This is a genomic window from Streptomyces sp. NPDC005393, from assembly GCF_040606675.1.
Lineage (GTDB): Bacteria > Actinomycetota > Actinomycetes > Streptomycetales > Streptomycetaceae > Streptomyces.
Window position 1 is genome coordinate 36,967 of sequence record NZ_JBEXFG010000024.1, and the last position, 15,429, is coordinate 52,395.

At 71.4% G+C, this 15,429-nt stretch carries 16 protein-coding genes; 5 read left to right on the forward strand and 11 right to left on the reverse strand.

Features of this window, described 5'->3' with window-relative positions:
* Positions 1-9: 9 nt before the first annotated feature.
* The 3 genes from ABZS71_RS20685 to ABZS71_RS20695 form a co-directional block, all read right to left on the reverse strand.
* On the reverse strand, positions 10-1,014 hold the full coding sequence (locus ABZS71_RS20685; protein ID WP_356212085.1) for a hypothetical protein: 1,005 nt from the start codon (positions 1,012-1,014) through the stop codon (positions 10-12).
* Between the two features lie 124 nt (positions 1,015-1,138).
* Positions 1,139-2,152, reverse strand: coding sequence for an alcohol dehydrogenase catalytic domain-containing protein (locus tag ABZS71_RS20690; RefSeq protein WP_356212088.1), 1,014 nt, complete (start codon positions 2,150-2,152; stop codon positions 1,139-1,141).
* Positions 2,149-3,309 (reverse strand): mandelate racemase/muconate lactonizing enzyme family protein, encoded by a 1,161-nt coding sequence (locus ABZS71_RS20695; protein WP_355850831.1) that lies wholly within the window; start codon positions 3,307-3,309, stop codon positions 2,149-2,151. Before ABZS71_RS20695 ends, ABZS71_RS20690 begins: the two co-directional genes overlap by 4 nt.
* Positions 3,310-3,806: 497 nt before the next feature.
* Between ABZS71_RS20695 and ABZS71_RS20700 the strand changes: the two genes are divergently transcribed.
* Positions 3,807-4,304: a DUF6299 family protein gene (locus ABZS71_RS20700; RefSeq protein ID WP_356212091.1), complete on the forward strand. Its 498-nt coding sequence runs from the start codon at positions 3,807-3,809 to the stop codon at positions 4,302-4,304.
* A gap of 103 nt (positions 4,305-4,407) precedes the next feature.
* Here ABZS71_RS20700 and ABZS71_RS20705 read toward each other — a convergent pair whose 3' ends face one another.
* Positions 4,408-5,115, reverse strand: coding sequence for a TetR family transcriptional regulator C-terminal domain-containing protein (locus ABZS71_RS20705; protein WP_356212094.1), 708 nt, complete (start codon positions 5,113-5,115; stop codon positions 4,408-4,410).
* 51 nt (positions 5,116-5,166) lie between these two features.
* The gene (locus ABZS71_RS20710; protein ID WP_356212097.1) at positions 5,167-6,141 is read right to left on the reverse strand and encodes an SGNH/GDSL hydrolase family protein; all 975 of its coding nucleotides are present in this window, start codon (positions 6,139-6,141) and stop codon (positions 5,167-5,169) included.
* A gap of 326 nt (positions 6,142-6,467) precedes the next feature.
* Between ABZS71_RS20710 and ABZS71_RS20715 the strand changes: the two genes are divergently transcribed.
* Together ABZS71_RS20715 and ABZS71_RS20720 are read left to right on the forward strand one after the other, a co-directional pair.
* The gene (locus tag ABZS71_RS20715) at positions 6,468-6,962 is read left to right on the forward strand and encodes a DUF3145 domain-containing protein (RefSeq protein WP_044575947.1); all 495 of its coding nucleotides are present in this window, start codon (positions 6,468-6,470) and stop codon (positions 6,960-6,962) included.
* Positions 6,963-7,141: 179 nt separating this feature from the next.
* Positions 7,142-8,080, forward strand: coding sequence for an NAD(P)-dependent oxidoreductase (locus tag ABZS71_RS20720; protein WP_356212100.1), 939 nt, complete (start codon positions 7,142-7,144; stop codon positions 8,078-8,080).
* 70 nt (positions 8,081-8,150) lie between these two features.
* On the opposite strand, the gene fabF is transcribed toward ABZS71_RS20720, so the two are convergent.
* The 5 genes from fabF to ABZS71_RS20745 form a co-directional block, all read right to left on the reverse strand.
* Positions 8,151-9,413, reverse strand: a complete 1,263-nt coding sequence (gene fabF / locus ABZS71_RS20725; RefSeq protein ID WP_355850818.1) for a beta-ketoacyl-ACP synthase II — start codon at positions 9,411-9,413, stop codon at positions 8,151-8,153.
* 63 nt (positions 9,414-9,476) lie between these two features.
* Positions 9,477-9,725 carry an acyl carrier protein gene (locus ABZS71_RS20730; protein ID WP_014060365.1) on the reverse strand — a complete coding sequence of 83 codons (249 nt, stop codon included), beginning with the start codon at positions 9,723-9,725 and terminating at the stop codon, positions 9,477-9,479.
* 82 nt (positions 9,726-9,807) lie between these two features.
* Positions 9,808-10,818, reverse strand: coding sequence for a ketoacyl-ACP synthase III (locus ABZS71_RS20735; protein WP_356212103.1), 1,011 nt, complete (start codon positions 10,816-10,818; stop codon positions 9,808-9,810).
* A gap of 14 nt (positions 10,819-10,832) precedes the next feature.
* Positions 10,833-11,819: an ACP S-malonyltransferase gene (locus ABZS71_RS20740; RefSeq protein ID WP_355850811.1), complete on the reverse strand. Its 987-nt coding sequence runs from the start codon at positions 11,817-11,819 to the stop codon at positions 10,833-10,835.
* A gap of 89 nt (positions 11,820-11,908) precedes the next feature.
* Positions 11,909-13,093, reverse strand: a complete 1,185-nt coding sequence (locus ABZS71_RS20745) for a helix-turn-helix domain-containing protein (protein ID WP_355850808.1) — start codon at positions 13,091-13,093, stop codon at positions 11,909-11,911.
* Between the two features lie 96 nt (positions 13,094-13,189).
* Between ABZS71_RS20745 and ABZS71_RS20750 the strand changes: the two genes are divergently transcribed.
* A complete protein-coding gene (locus tag ABZS71_RS20750) occupies positions 13,190-13,858 on the forward strand; it encodes a pirin family protein (RefSeq protein WP_356212208.1) in 669 nt (222 codons plus the stop codon).
* Positions 13,859-13,964: 106 nt separating this feature from the next.
* Here ABZS71_RS20750 and ABZS71_RS20755 read toward each other — a convergent pair whose 3' ends face one another.
* Positions 13,965-14,816 carry a serine hydrolase domain-containing protein gene (locus ABZS71_RS20755; protein ID WP_356212106.1) on the reverse strand — a complete coding sequence of 284 codons (852 nt, stop codon included), beginning with the start codon at positions 14,814-14,816 and terminating at the stop codon, positions 13,965-13,967.
* A 157-nt stretch (positions 14,817-14,973) separates the two neighbouring features.
* Here ABZS71_RS20755 and ABZS71_RS20760 point away from each other — a divergent pair, with 157 nt between their 5' ends.
* A complete protein-coding gene (locus tag ABZS71_RS20760; RefSeq protein WP_356212211.1) occupies positions 14,974-15,423 on the forward strand; it encodes a MerR family transcriptional regulator in 450 nt (149 codons plus the stop codon).
* Positions 15,424-15,429: the final 6 nt, after the last annotated feature.

A 15,429-nucleotide genomic window follows, 5' to 3' on the forward strand; every position in this document is an offset into this window, starting at 1 on the left:
CGTCATTGCTCAGGACTTCTGGGGGTGCGTCTGGAGGTCCGCGCCGGTGGCCGGGAAGCGCCGCAGCGGACCCGGCAGCCGGGAGCCCAGCGGGGACAGCCCGCCGTCCGCGCCGAGCCGGGCGAGCAGATCGAGCACGAGCCGGCCGCGGCGCACCCGCTCGCGGGCGCTGCTGAGCGCCACGTCCCGCAGCTGCGCGCCGTACGGGTAGATCCCCGGCGACTTGCTGAGCCCGAACTTCAGATAGAGCGGGGCGCCGCGCCGGATCAGCTCGGCCGCGTCGTAGAGCCGGACATAGCCGCCGAGGTCGTCCGGTGCCTCGATGTAGAAGTCCATCGGGGCGCGGGAGACGCGGCGGATCTCGGTGAGATGCTCCAGCGTCAGATCCGACGGGATGTTGATCGAGTCGGCGCCGAGGTGCTCGTACACCGCGAACGAGGCCGGGTTGACCGGACCGGCCAGGGCCGACAGCTTGAAGGTGGTGTCCGCCGGCAGCTCGCCGCTCTCCCGCAGCCGGTGCAGCACCCACAGCACGCCCTCGTCGGCGACCAGCAGGCACGTGACGCCGAGGGAGACCGCGCGCAGCGCGTCCTCGACACATCCGGCGACCCCGTCATGGCCCCGGGCGCGCAGGCCCCCGCCGCCGGAGTCGGAGCGGGTGGCTGCGCCGATGTCCCAGGTGCCGCGCGGGCCGGTGAACAGGCACAGCTCGGCGCCTCGCTCGGCGCAGGACTCCACCATCTCGGTGATCTCCGCGTCGGTGAGCATCCATACGCCGCTGCCCTGGCTGATGCGGTGGATCGGCACATCGAGCCGGGCGGCCTCCTTGAACACGGTGGCCAGCGCCTCCGGGCCCTCGACCGACGGGATCTCGGTGCGCCAGGTGCCGCCGTCCGGGAAGGTGTGCGCGGAGGCGTCGGCGGGGTCGGGGGCGGGCGCGGCGTGGCCGAGCGAGGCGAGGGCCGCGTCGGCGGGGCGGCGGGGGCCGGTCGTGGTGGATGAGGCGGCGGTCACGGTGCTCCCTGTGGAGTGATGGCCGGTGGTTCGGCGTCCGGCTGTGGTGCTGCCCAGGACATCGTTGTCCGGGTGTGACTGGTGGGATGACTAGAGGCGGTTGTGCTAGGGCTGCGGGGGAGTCCTACGCGCCGCCGGGCCGCAGCAACACCTTGCCCACCTTCGGATCACCGCTTCCCACCAGCTCGATGGCGGTGGCGAAGTCGGTGAGCGGCAGCTCATGGGTGATCAGCGGCAGCAACGTCAGCAGCCCGGCGTCGAAGACCCGTACCGCATGCGCCCACGCGGCGGGCGGGGCCCCGAAGACCGTCCGCACCTCGATCTGGCGCACCACCAGATCGGTCGGGTCCAACCCGTCCGCGCCCGCCGCCGGAATGCCGGTGAGCACCAGCCGCCCGCCACGGCGCGGCAGCGCGGCGGAGGTACGGGCGGCGGAGGCGGAGCCGGCGGTCTCGATGACGACGTCGTAGCCGCCCCGGGCGGCCGGCTGGTCCCGGGTACGGAAGGCCGTCGCGCCGAACGACAGCGACAGCCGCTCGCGGTCCGGGCGGACGCCGACCACCAGCAGCTCGGCGGGGGAGGCCGCGGCGAGGAACTGCACGGCGATCATGCCGAGGGTCCCGGTGCCGACCACCGCGACCCGCTCACCGGGCCGTACGTTCGCCTTGAGCGCGGCGGCGGCGACGCACGCGGCGGGCTCCAGCAGCGCGGCGGCGCCGAGGTCGGCGCCCTCCGACAGGAGGTGCAGCAGCCGGGCGGGGAGGGTCAGGGTGTCGGCCATCGCGCCCGGCTGGGTGAAGCCGGTCTCCTCGTAGCCCGCCGTGCAGAGCGTGGTGTCGCCCGCGTGACAGCGGTCGCACACCTGGCAGTTGCGGAACCCCTCGCCGACGACCTTCCGCCCCACCAGCGCGGACGGCACCCCCGCCCCGACCGCCTCGACCGTCCCGGACCACTCATGACCGGGGGTGACGGGATAGCGCACATACCCCTTTGGCCGATTCCCCTGGTAGAGCTCGCGGTCACTGCCGCAGATCCCGGAGGCGTGGACCCGTATCCGTGCGTCACCGGGGCCGGGCGGGGCCGGTTCGGTCTCGGCGAGATGGAACGCGCCGGGGGCGTCGAGTACGAGCGCGGTCACCGCTGCCCGCCCTTCGGGTCGCGCCGTTCCCAGCCTTCGGCCCACAGGTCGAAGCGGGCCTGCTGCTGGGGGAATTCGGCGGCGGCGTCCGTGTCGAGCTCGACGCCGAGGCCGGGGGCGTGCGAGAGCTCGAAGTAGCCGTCAACAACCCGCGGGGCGCCCTTGACCACCTTCTTGATCTCCGCGTCGGCGAAGTCGTTGAAGTGCTCCAGGATCTTGAAGTTGGGTGTGCAGCCCGCGAGTTGGAGCGACGCGGCGGTCAGCACGGAGCCGCCGACGTTGTGCGGCGCGATCAGGACGTAGTGCGTCTCGGCGGTCGCCGCGAGCTTGCGCGCCTCGCCGATGCCGCCGATGTGCCCGACGTCGGGCTGGATGATGTCGGCCGCCTGCGACTCGAACAGCTCGCGGAACTCGATGCGGTCGTGGATGCGCTCACCCGTCGCGATCGGCAGACGCGTCTTCTCCGCCACCTTCGCGAGCGCCTTGAGGTTCTCCGGCGGCACCGGCTCCTCCAGCCACGACGGCTGGAACCGTTCCAGCTCCCCGGCGATCCGCACGGCGGTCGCCGGGCTGAACCGCCCGTGCATCTCCACCAGCAGCTCGGTCTCCGGCCCGATCGCGTCCCGTACCGCCTCGACGAGCGAGAGCGAGTGCAGGGTCTCGGCGTGGTCGAGCTCGAAGCGGCCGGTGCCGAACGGGTCCAGCTTCAGCGCCCGGTAGCCGCGCTCGACGACCGCCGTGGCCGCCTTGTGGAAGGCCTCGGGCGTGCGCTCGACGGTGTACCAGCCGTTCGCGTACGCCTTGACCCGGTCCGTCACCTTCCCGCCGAGCAGCTGCCAGACCGGCACCCCGAGCGCCTTGCCCTTGATGTCCCAGCAGGCCATCTCGACACATGCGATCCCGGACATCACGATCTCGCCGGCCCGCCCGTAGTCGCCGTACTTCATCCGCCGGACCAGGTCCTCCACCGCGAACGGGTCCGCTCCGGCAAGGTGGTTGACCTCGGCCTCACGGAGATAGCCGAGCAGCGCGTCGGTGCGTCCGAGCATGCGGGTCTCGCCGACGCCGGTGATGCCTTCGTCCGTGTGGACCTGCACATAGGTGAGGTTGCGCCAGGGAGTGCCGATGACATGCGTGCTGATTCCGGTGATGCGCAAGGCAATCGATCCTTCGCGATGTTCGATATTTCGTCACACGTTCGAAATCTTGGCGTGACGGTAGTCACCAGGCGTAAGGGGTGTCAATGGCCGTGCCTCGAATGGCTGCCGAATGAGGGCGGCACCGCGGAACGGGTGCGACGGGAGCTGTGCTCAGTGCCATTGAGCCTCCGTCAGCATCCGGCCCGCCGCGGGCGCCGTCGCCCGACACACCTCGCCTTCGACGGCCATGACGATCATGGCGATGGCCTCCGTCGCGGTCACCCTGGCCCTGGCGCCGGGCCTTTCCGCGAGCAGTCCGCGGGTGGGGGTCAACCGAATGCCGCGAAGCCACCCGTTGAGCGGTGTCGGCACGCCGCCGCGGGAGTGAGGTTCCCGCGGCCGGGTCCGTGGTCCCGGTAGCTGTACAGGGCAATGCGCTCCCCCTCATGGGAGCCCGCTCGCGAGCCCGCATCCGCTCGGGAGCCGGCTCCCCGTTCACGGAGGTATCTACGTCCATGCGCAAACGCCGTCGCATCCTCGGCGCCCTCGCCCTTCTGCTCTTCGCGGCGCCGGCCGCCCACGCCGCGCCGATCGGCCCCGCCGCACCGCAGTCCCGCTCCGGCCTCTCCCGGTTCGACCGGTCCACCATCCCCCTGCCCTGGGGTGACAACCTCACCATCGACCGCACCGGGTATGTCGCCAGGGGCGGGACCGTCTCGCTGTACGGCACCTACCGTTGCGTACGGGACGGTATGGACTTCCCGCGCGCGACCATCCTCCTCACGCTCACCCAGGACCAGGAACACCATGGCATCGGGGGCGCGGCGGCGATCTGCGACGGGCAGACGCGGCGCTGGGCGGTCGAGGGCGTCGGGGAGGGGTGGTATGAGCGGGGCCTGGCCTACGCCCAGGGCAGGCTGGTGAAGTTCGGCGACGACGAGGACTTCGTTCCGCTGCCGCACACCGTGGCCGACGCCGAACGGGAGATCAGGCTGACCTCGCCCGGTGACTGACCGCGCCCCGGCACTGACCGGTCCTGGGGACTGACCGTGCCTCGGGACTGACCCCGCCCCGGGACTGACCCCGCCCGGACAGAGCCCGGCGCGGTGTGTGTCGTCAGCCCTTCTGCCGGGCCTCCTCGTCCCCCTGCCCCAGCAGCGAGACGAAGGCCCGGAAGAGGGCGGGCATGTCCACCGCCTCCGGATCGTGCAGCCACTGGAACTGCAGCCCGTCCATCACCGCCACCAGCAGCGGCGCGACGCCCTCGGGGGTGAGCCCGCCGGGCAGCCGGTCGCCGAACTCGCCGCGCAGGGTGGCCGCCATGTCGGCGCGCACCCGCTCGTAGCGATGGGTGAAGTAGTCGCGCGCGGGGGGGTCGTCGGTGACGCTCTCGCCGAGGAGCGCTGAGAAGGTCTGGACGATGCCGGGGCGCATCGCGTTGTACTCCACCAGCGAGGCCAGCAGGGACGGCGGCCACGCGCCCCCGCCGTCGCGCCGCGCCGCGCCGGTGTCCCACCGGTCGCGCTCCGCCAGAACGGCGATGAGCAGGGCGTCCTTGGTGGGGAAGTAGTGCAGCAGACCCTGCTGGTCAGCCCGGCCCGTCCGGGGCTTCGCCCCCAGGCCCCGTCGGGGGCTTCGCTTCCAGGCCCCGTCGGGGGCTGCGCTCAGGATGCGCCCGGTGCGCCCCGTCCCCCGCCCGGGGCCGCGCCCCAGACCACGCGGGGGCCGAGGTACGTCCGTCGGCTGGTTCCATGCCCGTGGCGGGCTGGACGCCTGCCCGGCGGTGGGCGTCGTTCGGCCCGCCTGCCAGGGCGGGACGAACAAGCCCGTCCGGAGCCCCGGTGCCGCGCACCAACGGCGGCGCCGGGGAGAGCGCTACGGTGCCGTGATGCGGCGGTAGGCCATTGCGGCCAGTTGTCGCTGGCCGGCCTTGCTGGGGTGGAACCAGTCCCACTTGCTCAGCTCGGACGTGGCGAACCGATAGTTGTGCACCGCCGGGTCGTACCGGCACAGCGGGTCCTGGTCACAGACATCTTTCAGCACCTTGTTGTACGCGTCCACGCGGTCCGCGACCTGCTGGCGGCGGTCATTCGAGGCCGCGTCCAGGGCGTCGGAGTCCTTCAGCATCGAGGGGCAGATGCCCAGCTTCCAGATCTGCTTGCCGAAGACGTTCTTCCGCCCCTCCGACCACAGCCGCTTCAGGTCCGGCACGCTGGCCACGTACACCTGAGTCTTCGGCAGGTCGCGCCGCAGCCTGGTGAGCGCCGACTGGAAGGTGGTGCGGAACTGGTCCGTCGGGGTCATATCGGCGACCGAGTCACGGCAGGCGTCGTTGGCGCCGATCATCACGGTCAGCAGCTTCGGCTTCCGGGCGGCGGCCGCCTCCATCTGGCCGGGGAGGTCGGCGACGACCGCGCCGGTCTTCGCGAAGTTCCAGCTGCGGGGGCCGGAGCGCAGGCGCTGGGCGAGGCTGTTCACCCGCGTACCGGTGGACCAGGACACTGAGGGGCAGTCGGAGAGCACCGAGCAGGCGTCGAAGCCGCGGGTGATGGAGTCGCCCACGGAGGCGATGGAGTCGGGCCGGGTGTTCCAGACGATGGTGCGCTTGGCGCCGGGGGTCTTTCCGGCGCGGGTCGGGCCGTGTCGGGAGGGGCTGTCGGAGCTGCCGAAGCAGCCCGAGGAGCTGAGCACGGCGGCGGTCGTGAGCAGCGCGACGCCGGTGCGCGCGGCGGTGCGCGCGGCGGTCCGGGCGGTGGTCCGGGCGGCGGTACGAGTCGTCATCCGCACGGCCGCGCGCGTGGTCGAGGACGCGGCGGTCGACCGCTTCCAGCGTGTCGCGCTGGCCCGCATGGCTGTTCCCCCTCCGACTGTTGGGTGATATCTCTCCAGGACCGACGGTACGTCACTCCTCCGGCTGGCTCGCGCGGTAGCTTTTTCTTGTGCCAGTTGAGCTTCTGCCCAGCGGCGGAGAGCGCGTTGCGGTACCGATGCATTACGCCGCGTCACTTCCTGTCCCTTTTCTAGAGGATTCTGCCCGCTAGATTTCACTGCAGGTAACGTCGGGACTGGTGCAGAGGTGATCACTAGGGCAGAATGTCGGGTAGTGTCCGGAGCGTGACCGGTACGGGCGCGAGGCCGCTGGGGAAGGCGCACCTCGAACCGCACAGGAGGCCCCGGTGACGACACGTGGAGTTCTGTATGTGCACTCCGCTCCGCGCGCGCTGTGCCCGCATGTCGAATGGGCCATCGCGGGTGTACTCGGCGTGCGTGTCACCCTCGACTGGATCAAACAGCCCGCGGCGAACGGCACATGGCGCGCCGAGTTCTCCTGGCAGGGCGAGGTCGGTACGGCCTCCAAGCTGGCGTCCGCGCTCCGCGGCTGGCATCTGCTGCGCTTCGAGGTGACCGCCGAGCCCTGCGCCACCGCCGAGGGCGAGCGCTATAGCTCCACCCCTGAGCTGGGCATCTTTCACGCCGTCACCGGAATGCACGGCGACATCCTGATTCCCGAGGACCGGCTGCGCGCCGCGCTGGCGCGGTCCGCGCGGGGTGAGAGCGATCTGGAAGCGGAGATCGCCAAGCTGCTCGGCAAGCCGTGGGACGATGAGCTGGAGCCGTTCCGCTACGCGGGTGAGGGCGCGCCCGTCCGCTGGCTGCACCAGGTCGTCTGAACCCGGCGCCCCCTTCGCCCCCCCTCGGCGCCCCTCGGCGCACCGTTCGGCCAACCCCTTCGGTCGACATCCCTTCAGCCGAGCCTCGTTCGCCCTGCCGCCGTTCGCGTGACGCCTGTCCGCCTGACGCGCCGCCACCCCTTTGGCCTGGAGCGCCCTCCACGTCTTAGCGTGGCAAGATGACCGAACAACTCCCGGCAACGTCCGTCGCGGTCCTCGGCACCGGCATCATGGGCTCCGGTATGGCCCGCAACCTCGCCCGCTCCGGGCTCGACGTCCGTGCGTGGAACCGCACCCGCGCCAAGGCCGAGCCGCTCGCCGCCGACTGCGTACGCGTGACCGACACCCCCGCCGAGGCCGTGGACGGCGCCGATGTCGTCCTGACGATCCTCTATGACGGACCCACGACCCTGGAGGCGATGCGGCAGGCCGCCCCCGGGCTGCGCCCCGGCACCGTATGGGCCCAGGCCACCACCGCCGGGCTCGGGGGGATCGAGTCCCTCGCCGCGTTCGCCCGTGAGCAAGACCTCGTCTTCGTCGACTCGCCCGTCCTCGGCACCAAGCAGCCCGCGGAGAGCGGGCAGCTGCTGGTGCTCGCCGCCGGCCCCAACGAGGTGCGAACGGCCATCTGGCCGGTCTTCGACGCGATCGGCAGCCGTACGGTGTGGGTCGGCGAGAGCGGCGAGGAGGCCGCCGCCACCCGGCTCAAGCTCGTGCTCAACAGCTGGGTGCTCACCATCACCAACGGCACCGCCGAGGCGCTCGCGCTCGCCAAGGGGCTGGGCGTGGACTGGCAGTACTTCCTGGACGTCCTGGAGGGCGGGCCGCTCGACAACGGCTATATGCGGGCCAAGTCGGCCCAGGTGCTCAGCGGCAAGCTCGAACCGAGCTTCGCGACCAAGACCGCCGAGAAGGACGCCCGGCTGATCGTGGAGGCGGGGGAGCGCGCAGGGGTACGGCTGGACCTGGCGGCCGCGGGCGCGGAGCGGTTCCGGCGCGCCGTCGAGCAGGGCCATGGCGACGAGGACATGGTGGCCTCGTACTTCGCCAGCTTCGACGACGCCAACGGCAAGAACGGCAAGAACGGCACCAAGGGCAAGAACGGCACGGACGGCTGAACGGACGAGTGGCCCGCCTCCGGCCGGAGCCGGAAGCGGGCCACACCCGCGTATCAGCGCATGAGGCGCGTCAGACCGTGCGGAAGGCCAGCACCACGTTGTGGCCGCCGAAGCCGAACGAGTCGTTCAGCGCAGCGATCTGGCCCTCGGGGAGCGGCCGCGGCTCGCCGCGCACGATATCCGCGTCCGCCTCCGGGTCCAGCCGGGCGATGTTGATCGTCGGCGGGGCGACCCGGTGGTACAGCGCCAACACGCTGGCCACCGTTTCCACACCGCCGGCGCCGCCCAGCAGATGACCGGTCATGGACTTGGTGGCGGACAGCGCCATATGGTCCACATCCTGGCCGAACACCTTGCGCAGCGCCTTGATCTCCGCCACGTCGCCCTGCGGCGTCGAGGTCGCGTGCGCGTTGATGTGCGCGATCTCGGCGGCCTTGAGGTCGGTGGACTGCATCAGGTTCTGCAGCGCGTGCGCGATGCCGTTGCCGGACGGCTCGGGCGCGGTGATGTGGTGGGCGTCGGCCGAGATGCCCTGGCCGACGGCCTCCGCGTAGACCCGGGCTCCGCGGCGGGCGGCGTGCTCGGCCGACTCCAGGACGATGGCGCCGGCGCCCTCGCCGAGGACGAAGCCGTTGCGGTTGACGTCGAACGGGCGCGAGGCGCCCAGCGGGTCGTCGTTGTTCTTGGACATCGCCATCATGTTGCCGAAGGCGGCGATGGGCAGCGGATGGATGGCCGCCTCGGTGCCGCCCGCGATGACCACATCGGCGCGGCCGGTGCGGATCATCTCGATGGCGTAGCCGATGGCCTCGGCGCCGGACGCGCACGCGCTGACCGGGGTGTGGACACCGGCGCGGGCGCCGACCTCCAGACCCACGTTGGCCGCCGGGCCGTTGGGCATCAGCATCGGCACGGTGTGCGGGGAGACCTTGCGGACGCCCTTCTCACGCAGCACGTCGTACTGGTCGAGCAGCGTGGTCACACCGCCGATACCGGAGGCGACGACCGCGCCGAGCCGGTCGGGGTCGACCGACGGGTCCTCGCCCGCCTTGGCGGTGAAGCCCGCGTCCGCCCATGCCTCACGGGCCGCGATCAGCGCGAACTGCGCCGAACGGTCGAGCTTGCGGGCCTGCGGGCGGGGGATGACGGTGCCCGGGTCCACCGCGATGCGTGCGGCGATCTGGACCGGCAGTTCGCCGGCCCAGTCCTCCTCCAGGCGGCTGACGCCGGAGCGACCGGCGAGCAGGGCTTCCCAGGTCGATGAGGCGTCGCCACCCAGCGGCGTCGTGGCACCAACACCGGTGACGACCACGGTGTGATTGGTCGAGTTCACAGGAATTCTTAACTCCTCGGTAGAGGGTGCTGGACCTGCCACCGCATGGGTGGCGACAAGCGCTCAGCCCTGGTGCTTGAGGATGTACTCGACGGCGTCGCCGACGGTCTTGAGGTTCTTGACGTCGTCGTCCGGGATCTTCACGTCGAAGCGCTCTTCGGCGGCGACGACGACCTCGACCATGGACAGCGAGTCGACGTCCAGGTCGTCGGTGAAGGACTTGTCCAGCAGGACGTCCTCGGTCGGGATACCGGCGATCTCGTTGACGATCTCGGCGAGACCCTCGAGGATCTCTTCCTGAGTGGCGGCCATTGCGGCGCTCCTTCTTCGGTGTGTTGCGGTGTGTGCGCAGCGCCCGACTCGTACGGGGCTGCGTGGATATGGACTATGGAGCCTAAGGGAGGGTAACGACCGTCGCTGCGTAGACGAGACCCGCTCCGAATCCGATGACGAGCGCGGTGTCGCCGCTCTTCGCCTGCCCCGTCGCCAACAGCCGCTCCATGGCGAGCGGAATGGAGGCGGCCGAGGTGTTGCCGGTGGTCTCCACATCACGGGCGACCGTGACGTGCTCCGGCAGCTTAAGGGTTTTGATCATCGAGTCGATGATCCGCAGATTGGCCTGATGGGGGATGAACGCGTCGAGCTCGTCCACGCTGACCCCGGCCTCGTCCAGGGCCTGCTGGGCGACCTTCGCCATCTCGTAGACGGCCCAGCGGAAGACCGCCTGGCCCTCTTGGCGGATCGCGGGGAAGCGCACGTCCGACGTCGCCTGGTCGCGGTAGACGTCCCAGGGCAGCGTCTGGGTGATGGTCTCGGACTTGTCGCCCTCCGAGCCCCAGACGGTCGGACCGATCGCGGGCTCCTTGGACGGGCCGACCACCACGGCGCCCGCGCCGTCGCCGAACAGGAAGGCCGTCGACCGGTCCTCCAGATCGGTCAGGTCCGAAAGCCGCTCGACGCCGATGACCAGCACATACTCCGCAGTGCCATCGGTGACCATGCCCTTGGCGAGGGTGAGGGCGTAGCCGAAGCCCGCACAGCCCGCGGAGATGTCGAACGCGGCCGGCTTGTTCGCACCGAGCAGATGCGCGATCTCCGTGGCGACCGCCGGGGTCTGCTTGAAGTGCGAGACGGTCGAGACGATCACGCCGCCGATCTGCTCGGGCGCCAGCCCGGCGTCGGCGATGGCCTTGCCGCCCGCCTCGACGGACATCGTGGCGACCGTCTCGCCCGGACCGGCCCAGTGGCGGGTGGCGATGCCCGAGCGGCTGCGGATCCACTCGTCCGAGGAGTCGATGTGCTTGAGGATCTCCTCGTTCGGCACCACCCGGGTAGGACGGTAGCCGCCGACGCCGAGAATGCGCGCGTACGGGGCGCCCTTGCTGGGCTTGATCTTCGCGGTCATGCTTCTCGGAGCTCCTATTCGGCCGGGGTGTCGGCGGCGGGGTCGGTGTGCTCGGCGATCAGCGCACGGGCCGCGTCGAGGTCGTCCGGAGTCTTGAGCGCCAGGGTCGCGACGCCCGGCAGGGCGCGCTTGGCGATTCCGGTGAGTGTGCCGCCCGGGGCCACCTCGATCAGCGCGGTGACGCCCAGCTCCTGGAAGGTCTCCATGCACAGGTCCCAGCGCACCGGGTTGGACACCTGGGCGACCAGCCGCTCGATCACCTCGGCGCCGGACGCCACGACCTTGCCGTCCCGGTTGGAGATGTAAGGGATCCGAGGATCGGCCACCGGGACGCCCGCGACCAGGGCCTCGAGCGTGGCGACCGCCGGTGCCATGTGGACGGTGTGGAACGCGCCGGCCACCTTCAGCGGAACGACCCGGCGCACGCCCTCGGGCTTGTCCTCGGCCAGCGCCGCCAGCTGCTCGGCGGTGCCCGCGGCCACGATCTGCCCGGCGCCGTTGACGTTCGCCGGGGTCAGCCCGTGCTTGCCGAGGTGCGCGACGACGTTGTCCTGCTCACCACCCAGTATGGCGGCCATACCGGTCTCGGCGTGGCTCGCGGCCTCGGCCATGGCCAGACCCCGGCGGCGGACCAGCACCATGGCCGCCTCGTCGGTCAGCACACCGGTGGCCGCGGCGGCCGTGATCTCGCCGACGCTGTGGCCCGCGGCGGCGCCGATACGGTTCGCCAGCCCATCCGGGCGGCCCGCGCCCGGGGCGCCCTCGGCCCCCGGGGCGAACAGTGCGTGGGCGGAGAGGAGACCGGCGGCGACCAGGAGCGGCTGGGCCACCGCGGTGTCGCGGATCTCCTCCTCATCGGCCTTGGTGCCGTAGTGGATCAGGTCCAGGCCGGAGACGGCCGACCACCACGCCAGACGTTCGGTGACGCCGGGCAGGTCGAGCCAGGGGGTCAGGAAGCCGGGCTTTTGAGCGCCCTGGCCGGGAGCGACGAGTACGAGCACTCTCACACTCTCTCTTGTGGTGGGTCCTACTCGCCCGTGAGGACAAGGACGAAGAACCGTCAAGGTAATTGTTGGGGTCCGACAAAGGGTCAGGGCAGTATGTCTCCATCAGCGAGACGACCCAAGATCAGGGCTATGCGCAGAGTAAACGCCGACCGGACATCGGAAGGTGACCATCCGGTGACGTCCGTCACACGTCGTAGCCGGTAGCGCACGGTGTTGGGGTGAACGAAGAGCATCCGGGCCGCGCCCTCCAGACTGCTCGCCTGTTCCAGGTACACACTCAGAGTCTCCAGCAGCGCCGAGCCCGCTTCCTCCAGCGGTCTGTAGATCTCCTCCACCAACTGCTCACGGGCAGCCGGGTCCCCGGCCATCGCGCGCTCCGGCAGCAGATCGTCCGCGAGCACCGGACGCGGTGCGTCCGGCCAGGCGGTGCACGCCTTCAGACCGGCCGCCGCCGCACCCGCCGAGCGGGTCGCGGCCAGCAGATCGGAGACCACCGGACCCGCCACCACCGGACCCGGCGCATACGGTCCGATCAGCGCCTTCGCCGCCTGCAGCGGATTGTCCGAGCCGCCCACGACCACCACCAGCCGGTCGCCCAGCACCCCGGTGAGGACCTGCAGCTTGGCGTGGCGCGCGGCGCGCCGGATCGCCTCCACGGTGAGCTCGCTGTCCCCGTCGGGGGCCGTGCCCAGCACCACGCACACATGCTCGGGCGAGTTCCAGCCGAGGGCGGCGGCCCGGGACAGCGCCCCCTCGTCCGCCTCCCCGGACAGCACCGCGTTGACCACCAGCGACTCCAGCCGGGCGTCCCAGGCGCCGCGTGCCTCGGCCGCCTGCGCGTACACCTGGGCCGTGGCGAAGGCGATCTCCCGCGCGTACACCAGCAGCGCCTCGCGCAGCACCGACTCGTCCCCCGGAGCCGCCACCTCGTCGATCGCCGACTCCATGACCTCGATGGTCGTACGGACCATCTCCACGGTCTGCCGCAGGGTGATCGCCCGGGTCAGCTCGCGCGGAGCGGTGCCGAACACATCGGTGCTGATCGCCTGCGGGGCCTCCGGATGCCGGAACCACTCGGTGAAGGCCGCGATGCCCGCCTGCGCCACCAGACCGATCCAGGAGCGGTTCTCGGGCGGCATCGCCCGGTACCACGGAAGCTGCTCGTCCATGCGCGCGATGGCGTTGGCCGCCAGCTTCCCGGAGGACTTCTCCAGGCGGCGCAGGGTGGCACTGTGTGGATGCGGGAGGTTCGCGGCTGGTTCGGGCACGAGGACAAGACTGCCTTATCGGGTGGTGTACGCGGGGAGCGGGGAGGTCGGGGGCGGGTACGGGGAGAATCGGGGCGCACTACCGTGGACCGGGTGATGTGGATACAGCGGTCCGGTGAACGGTATCCGGGCGGGGACGGCACGGGCATCGAGACGCGCCACGCCTTTTCGTTCTCTGGGTACTACGACCCGGACAATGTGCGGTTCGGGCTCCTCGTCGCGTGCAACGAGGAGCGGCTTGCGCCGGGCACCGGCTTCGCCGAGCACCCCCACCGCGATCTGGAGATCGTGACCTGGGTCATCGAGGGCGAGCTCACCCACGAGGACTCCACCGGCTCCGGGACCGTGGTGCGCCCCGGCGATGTGCAGCGGCTCAGCGCCGGGAGTGGGGTGCGCCACACCGAGCGGAACGCGGGCGCGGAGCCGCTCGCGTTCGTCCAGATGTGGCTGGCGCCGGGCCCCGGCGCCGCGGCCGACCCCGGATACGAGGTCGTACGCGGCATCGCCGACGGCACCCCGTACGCGCTGGACCGGACCGAGGCGGTGCTGCATGTGCGCCGTCTCACGGACGGCGAGCGCACCGCGCTCCCCGACGCGCCCTGGGTCTACGCCCATATGGTGCGCGGCGCGGTGCGGATCGGGGCCGAGACCCTGGAGGCGGGCGACGCGGCCAGGATCTCCGGTGCCGAGGGGCTGGAGGCGCGGGGCGTGGGCGCGGCGGAGCTGCTGATCTGGGAGATGCACGCGGAGCCGGTGTACGGCTGAGCGGAGGTCCGGGGCCCCGCCCACGGACCCGTTCGAGGGCTTCGCCCCCGGCCCCCCGCCCCCGGACCCCCGGACGCTCTCCGGGCGGGTCCTCGAACTCCCCCGGCTACCGCTGGGAGGTGCCCCCTGACGGGCTGGACCTTCCCTGGCTCAGCTCCGCCAGGATCGCGTCCGTCAGGGCCGGCCAGACCTCGATGGCCCAGGGGCCGAAGGCCCGGTCGGTCAGGGTGACGCAGGCCGCACGCGCGTCCGGGTCGACCCACAGGAAGGTGCCGGACTGGCCGAAGTGCCCGAAGGCGCGGGGCGAGGACGAACCGCCGGTCCAGTGCGGCGACTTGCCGTCGCGTATCTCGAAGCCGAGCCCCCAGTCGTTCGGCTTCTGGTGGCCGTAGCCCGGCAGCACCCCGGTCAGCCCCGGGTGCACCACGGACGTGGCCTCGGCCAGCGTCCGGTCCGCCAGCAGCCGCGGGGCCTGGAGCTCCGCCGCGAAGCGGGTCAGATCGTCCACGGTCGAGACGCCGTCCTTGGCGGGGGAGCCGGACAGTTCGGTGGCGGCCATGCCGAGCGGCTCCAGCACCGCCTGGCGCAGATACTCGGCGAACGGAATGTCCGTGGCCTTGGCGATGTGGTCGCCCAGCACCTCGAACCCCGCGTTGGAGTAGAGGCGGCGATTGCCCGGCACGGCCACCACACGGTGCTCGGCGAAGGCGAGCCCGGAGGTGTGCGCGAGCAGATGGCGGACCGTGGAGCCCTCGGGCCCGGCCGGCTCGTCCAGCTCGACCGCGCCCTCCTCGACGGCAATCAGCGCGGCGTACGCGGTCAGCGGTTTGGTGACCGAGGCGAGGGGGAACCGGCGGTCGGTCGGGCCGTACGATCCGGCCAGGGTGCCGTCCGCGCGTACGACGGCGGCCGCCGCCGTCGGGACCGGCCAGTTCTCGATCATCCGCAGGCTCTCCATGTCCCAGAGCCTAGTGCCGCGTGGTCCGGAGCCTTGTGCCGCCCAAGATTCCGCCAAATCTCCGCTTGCTTGGAGTGCACTCCAAGTCAATAGCGTTGAGGTCGTCGTGGGGTTTGCCCGCATCGGCGACGGCGAGAGGTGAATCGGCATGACCGTGATGGAGAGTGCTCCGGCGAGGACCAAGCCGCGTACCTGTGCGGGCCACCGCCCGCATCCGCGGCCGACCGGCCAGGATCGGTACACGATCAGTGAGGTCGCCGAGCACACCGGACTGACGGCGCACACCCTGCGCTGGTACGAGCGGATCGGGCTGATGCCGCATGTGGACCGCACCCACACCGGCCAGCGGCGTTTCACCAACCGCGATCTGGACTGGCTCGACCTCGTCGGCAAGCTGCGGCTGACCGGGATGCCGGTCGCGGACATGGTCCGCTACGCCGAGCTGGTACGGGAAGGCGAGCACACCTTCGCCGAGCGGGAGGAGCTGCTGACCACGCACCGGGAGAACGTGCGGGAGCGGATCGCCGAGCTGCGCAGCACGCTCGAAGTCCTCGACTTCAAGATCGATATCTACGCTGACGCCCGACGGGTGTCGGAGAGGGCATGAACCCGT

Coding starts and splice junctions, on each gene's coding strand:
- ABZS71_RS20700 (WP_356212091.1), top strand. CDS start 3,807: ATGCGCAAACGCCGTCGCATCCTCGGCGCCCTCGCCCTTCTGCTCTTC.
- ABZS71_RS20760 (WP_356212211.1), top strand. CDS start 14,974: ATGGAGAGTGCTCCGGCGAGGACCAAGCCGCGTACCTGTGCGGGCCAC.
- ABZS71_RS20755 (WP_356212106.1), bottom strand. CDS start 14,816: ATGGAGAGCCTGCGGATGATCGAGAACTGGCCGGTCCCGACGGCGGCG.
- ABZS71_RS20710 (WP_356212097.1), bottom strand. CDS start 6,141: ATGCGGGCCAGCGCGACACGCTGGAAGCGGTCGACCGCCGCGTCCTCG.
- ABZS71_RS20735 (WP_356212103.1), bottom strand. CDS start 10,818: ATGACCGCGAAGATCAAGCCCAGCAAGGGCGCCCCGTACGCGCGCATT.
- ABZS71_RS20750 (WP_356212208.1), top strand. CDS start 13,190: ATGTGGATACAGCGGTCCGGTGAACGGTATCCGGGCGGGGACGGCACG.
- ABZS71_RS20730 (WP_014060365.1), bottom strand. CDS start 9,725: ATGGCCGCCACTCAGGAAGAGATCCTCGAGGGTCTCGCCGAGATCGTC.
- ABZS71_RS20720 (WP_356212100.1), top strand. CDS start 7,142: ATGACCGAACAACTCCCGGCAACGTCCGTCGCGGTCCTCGGCACCGGC.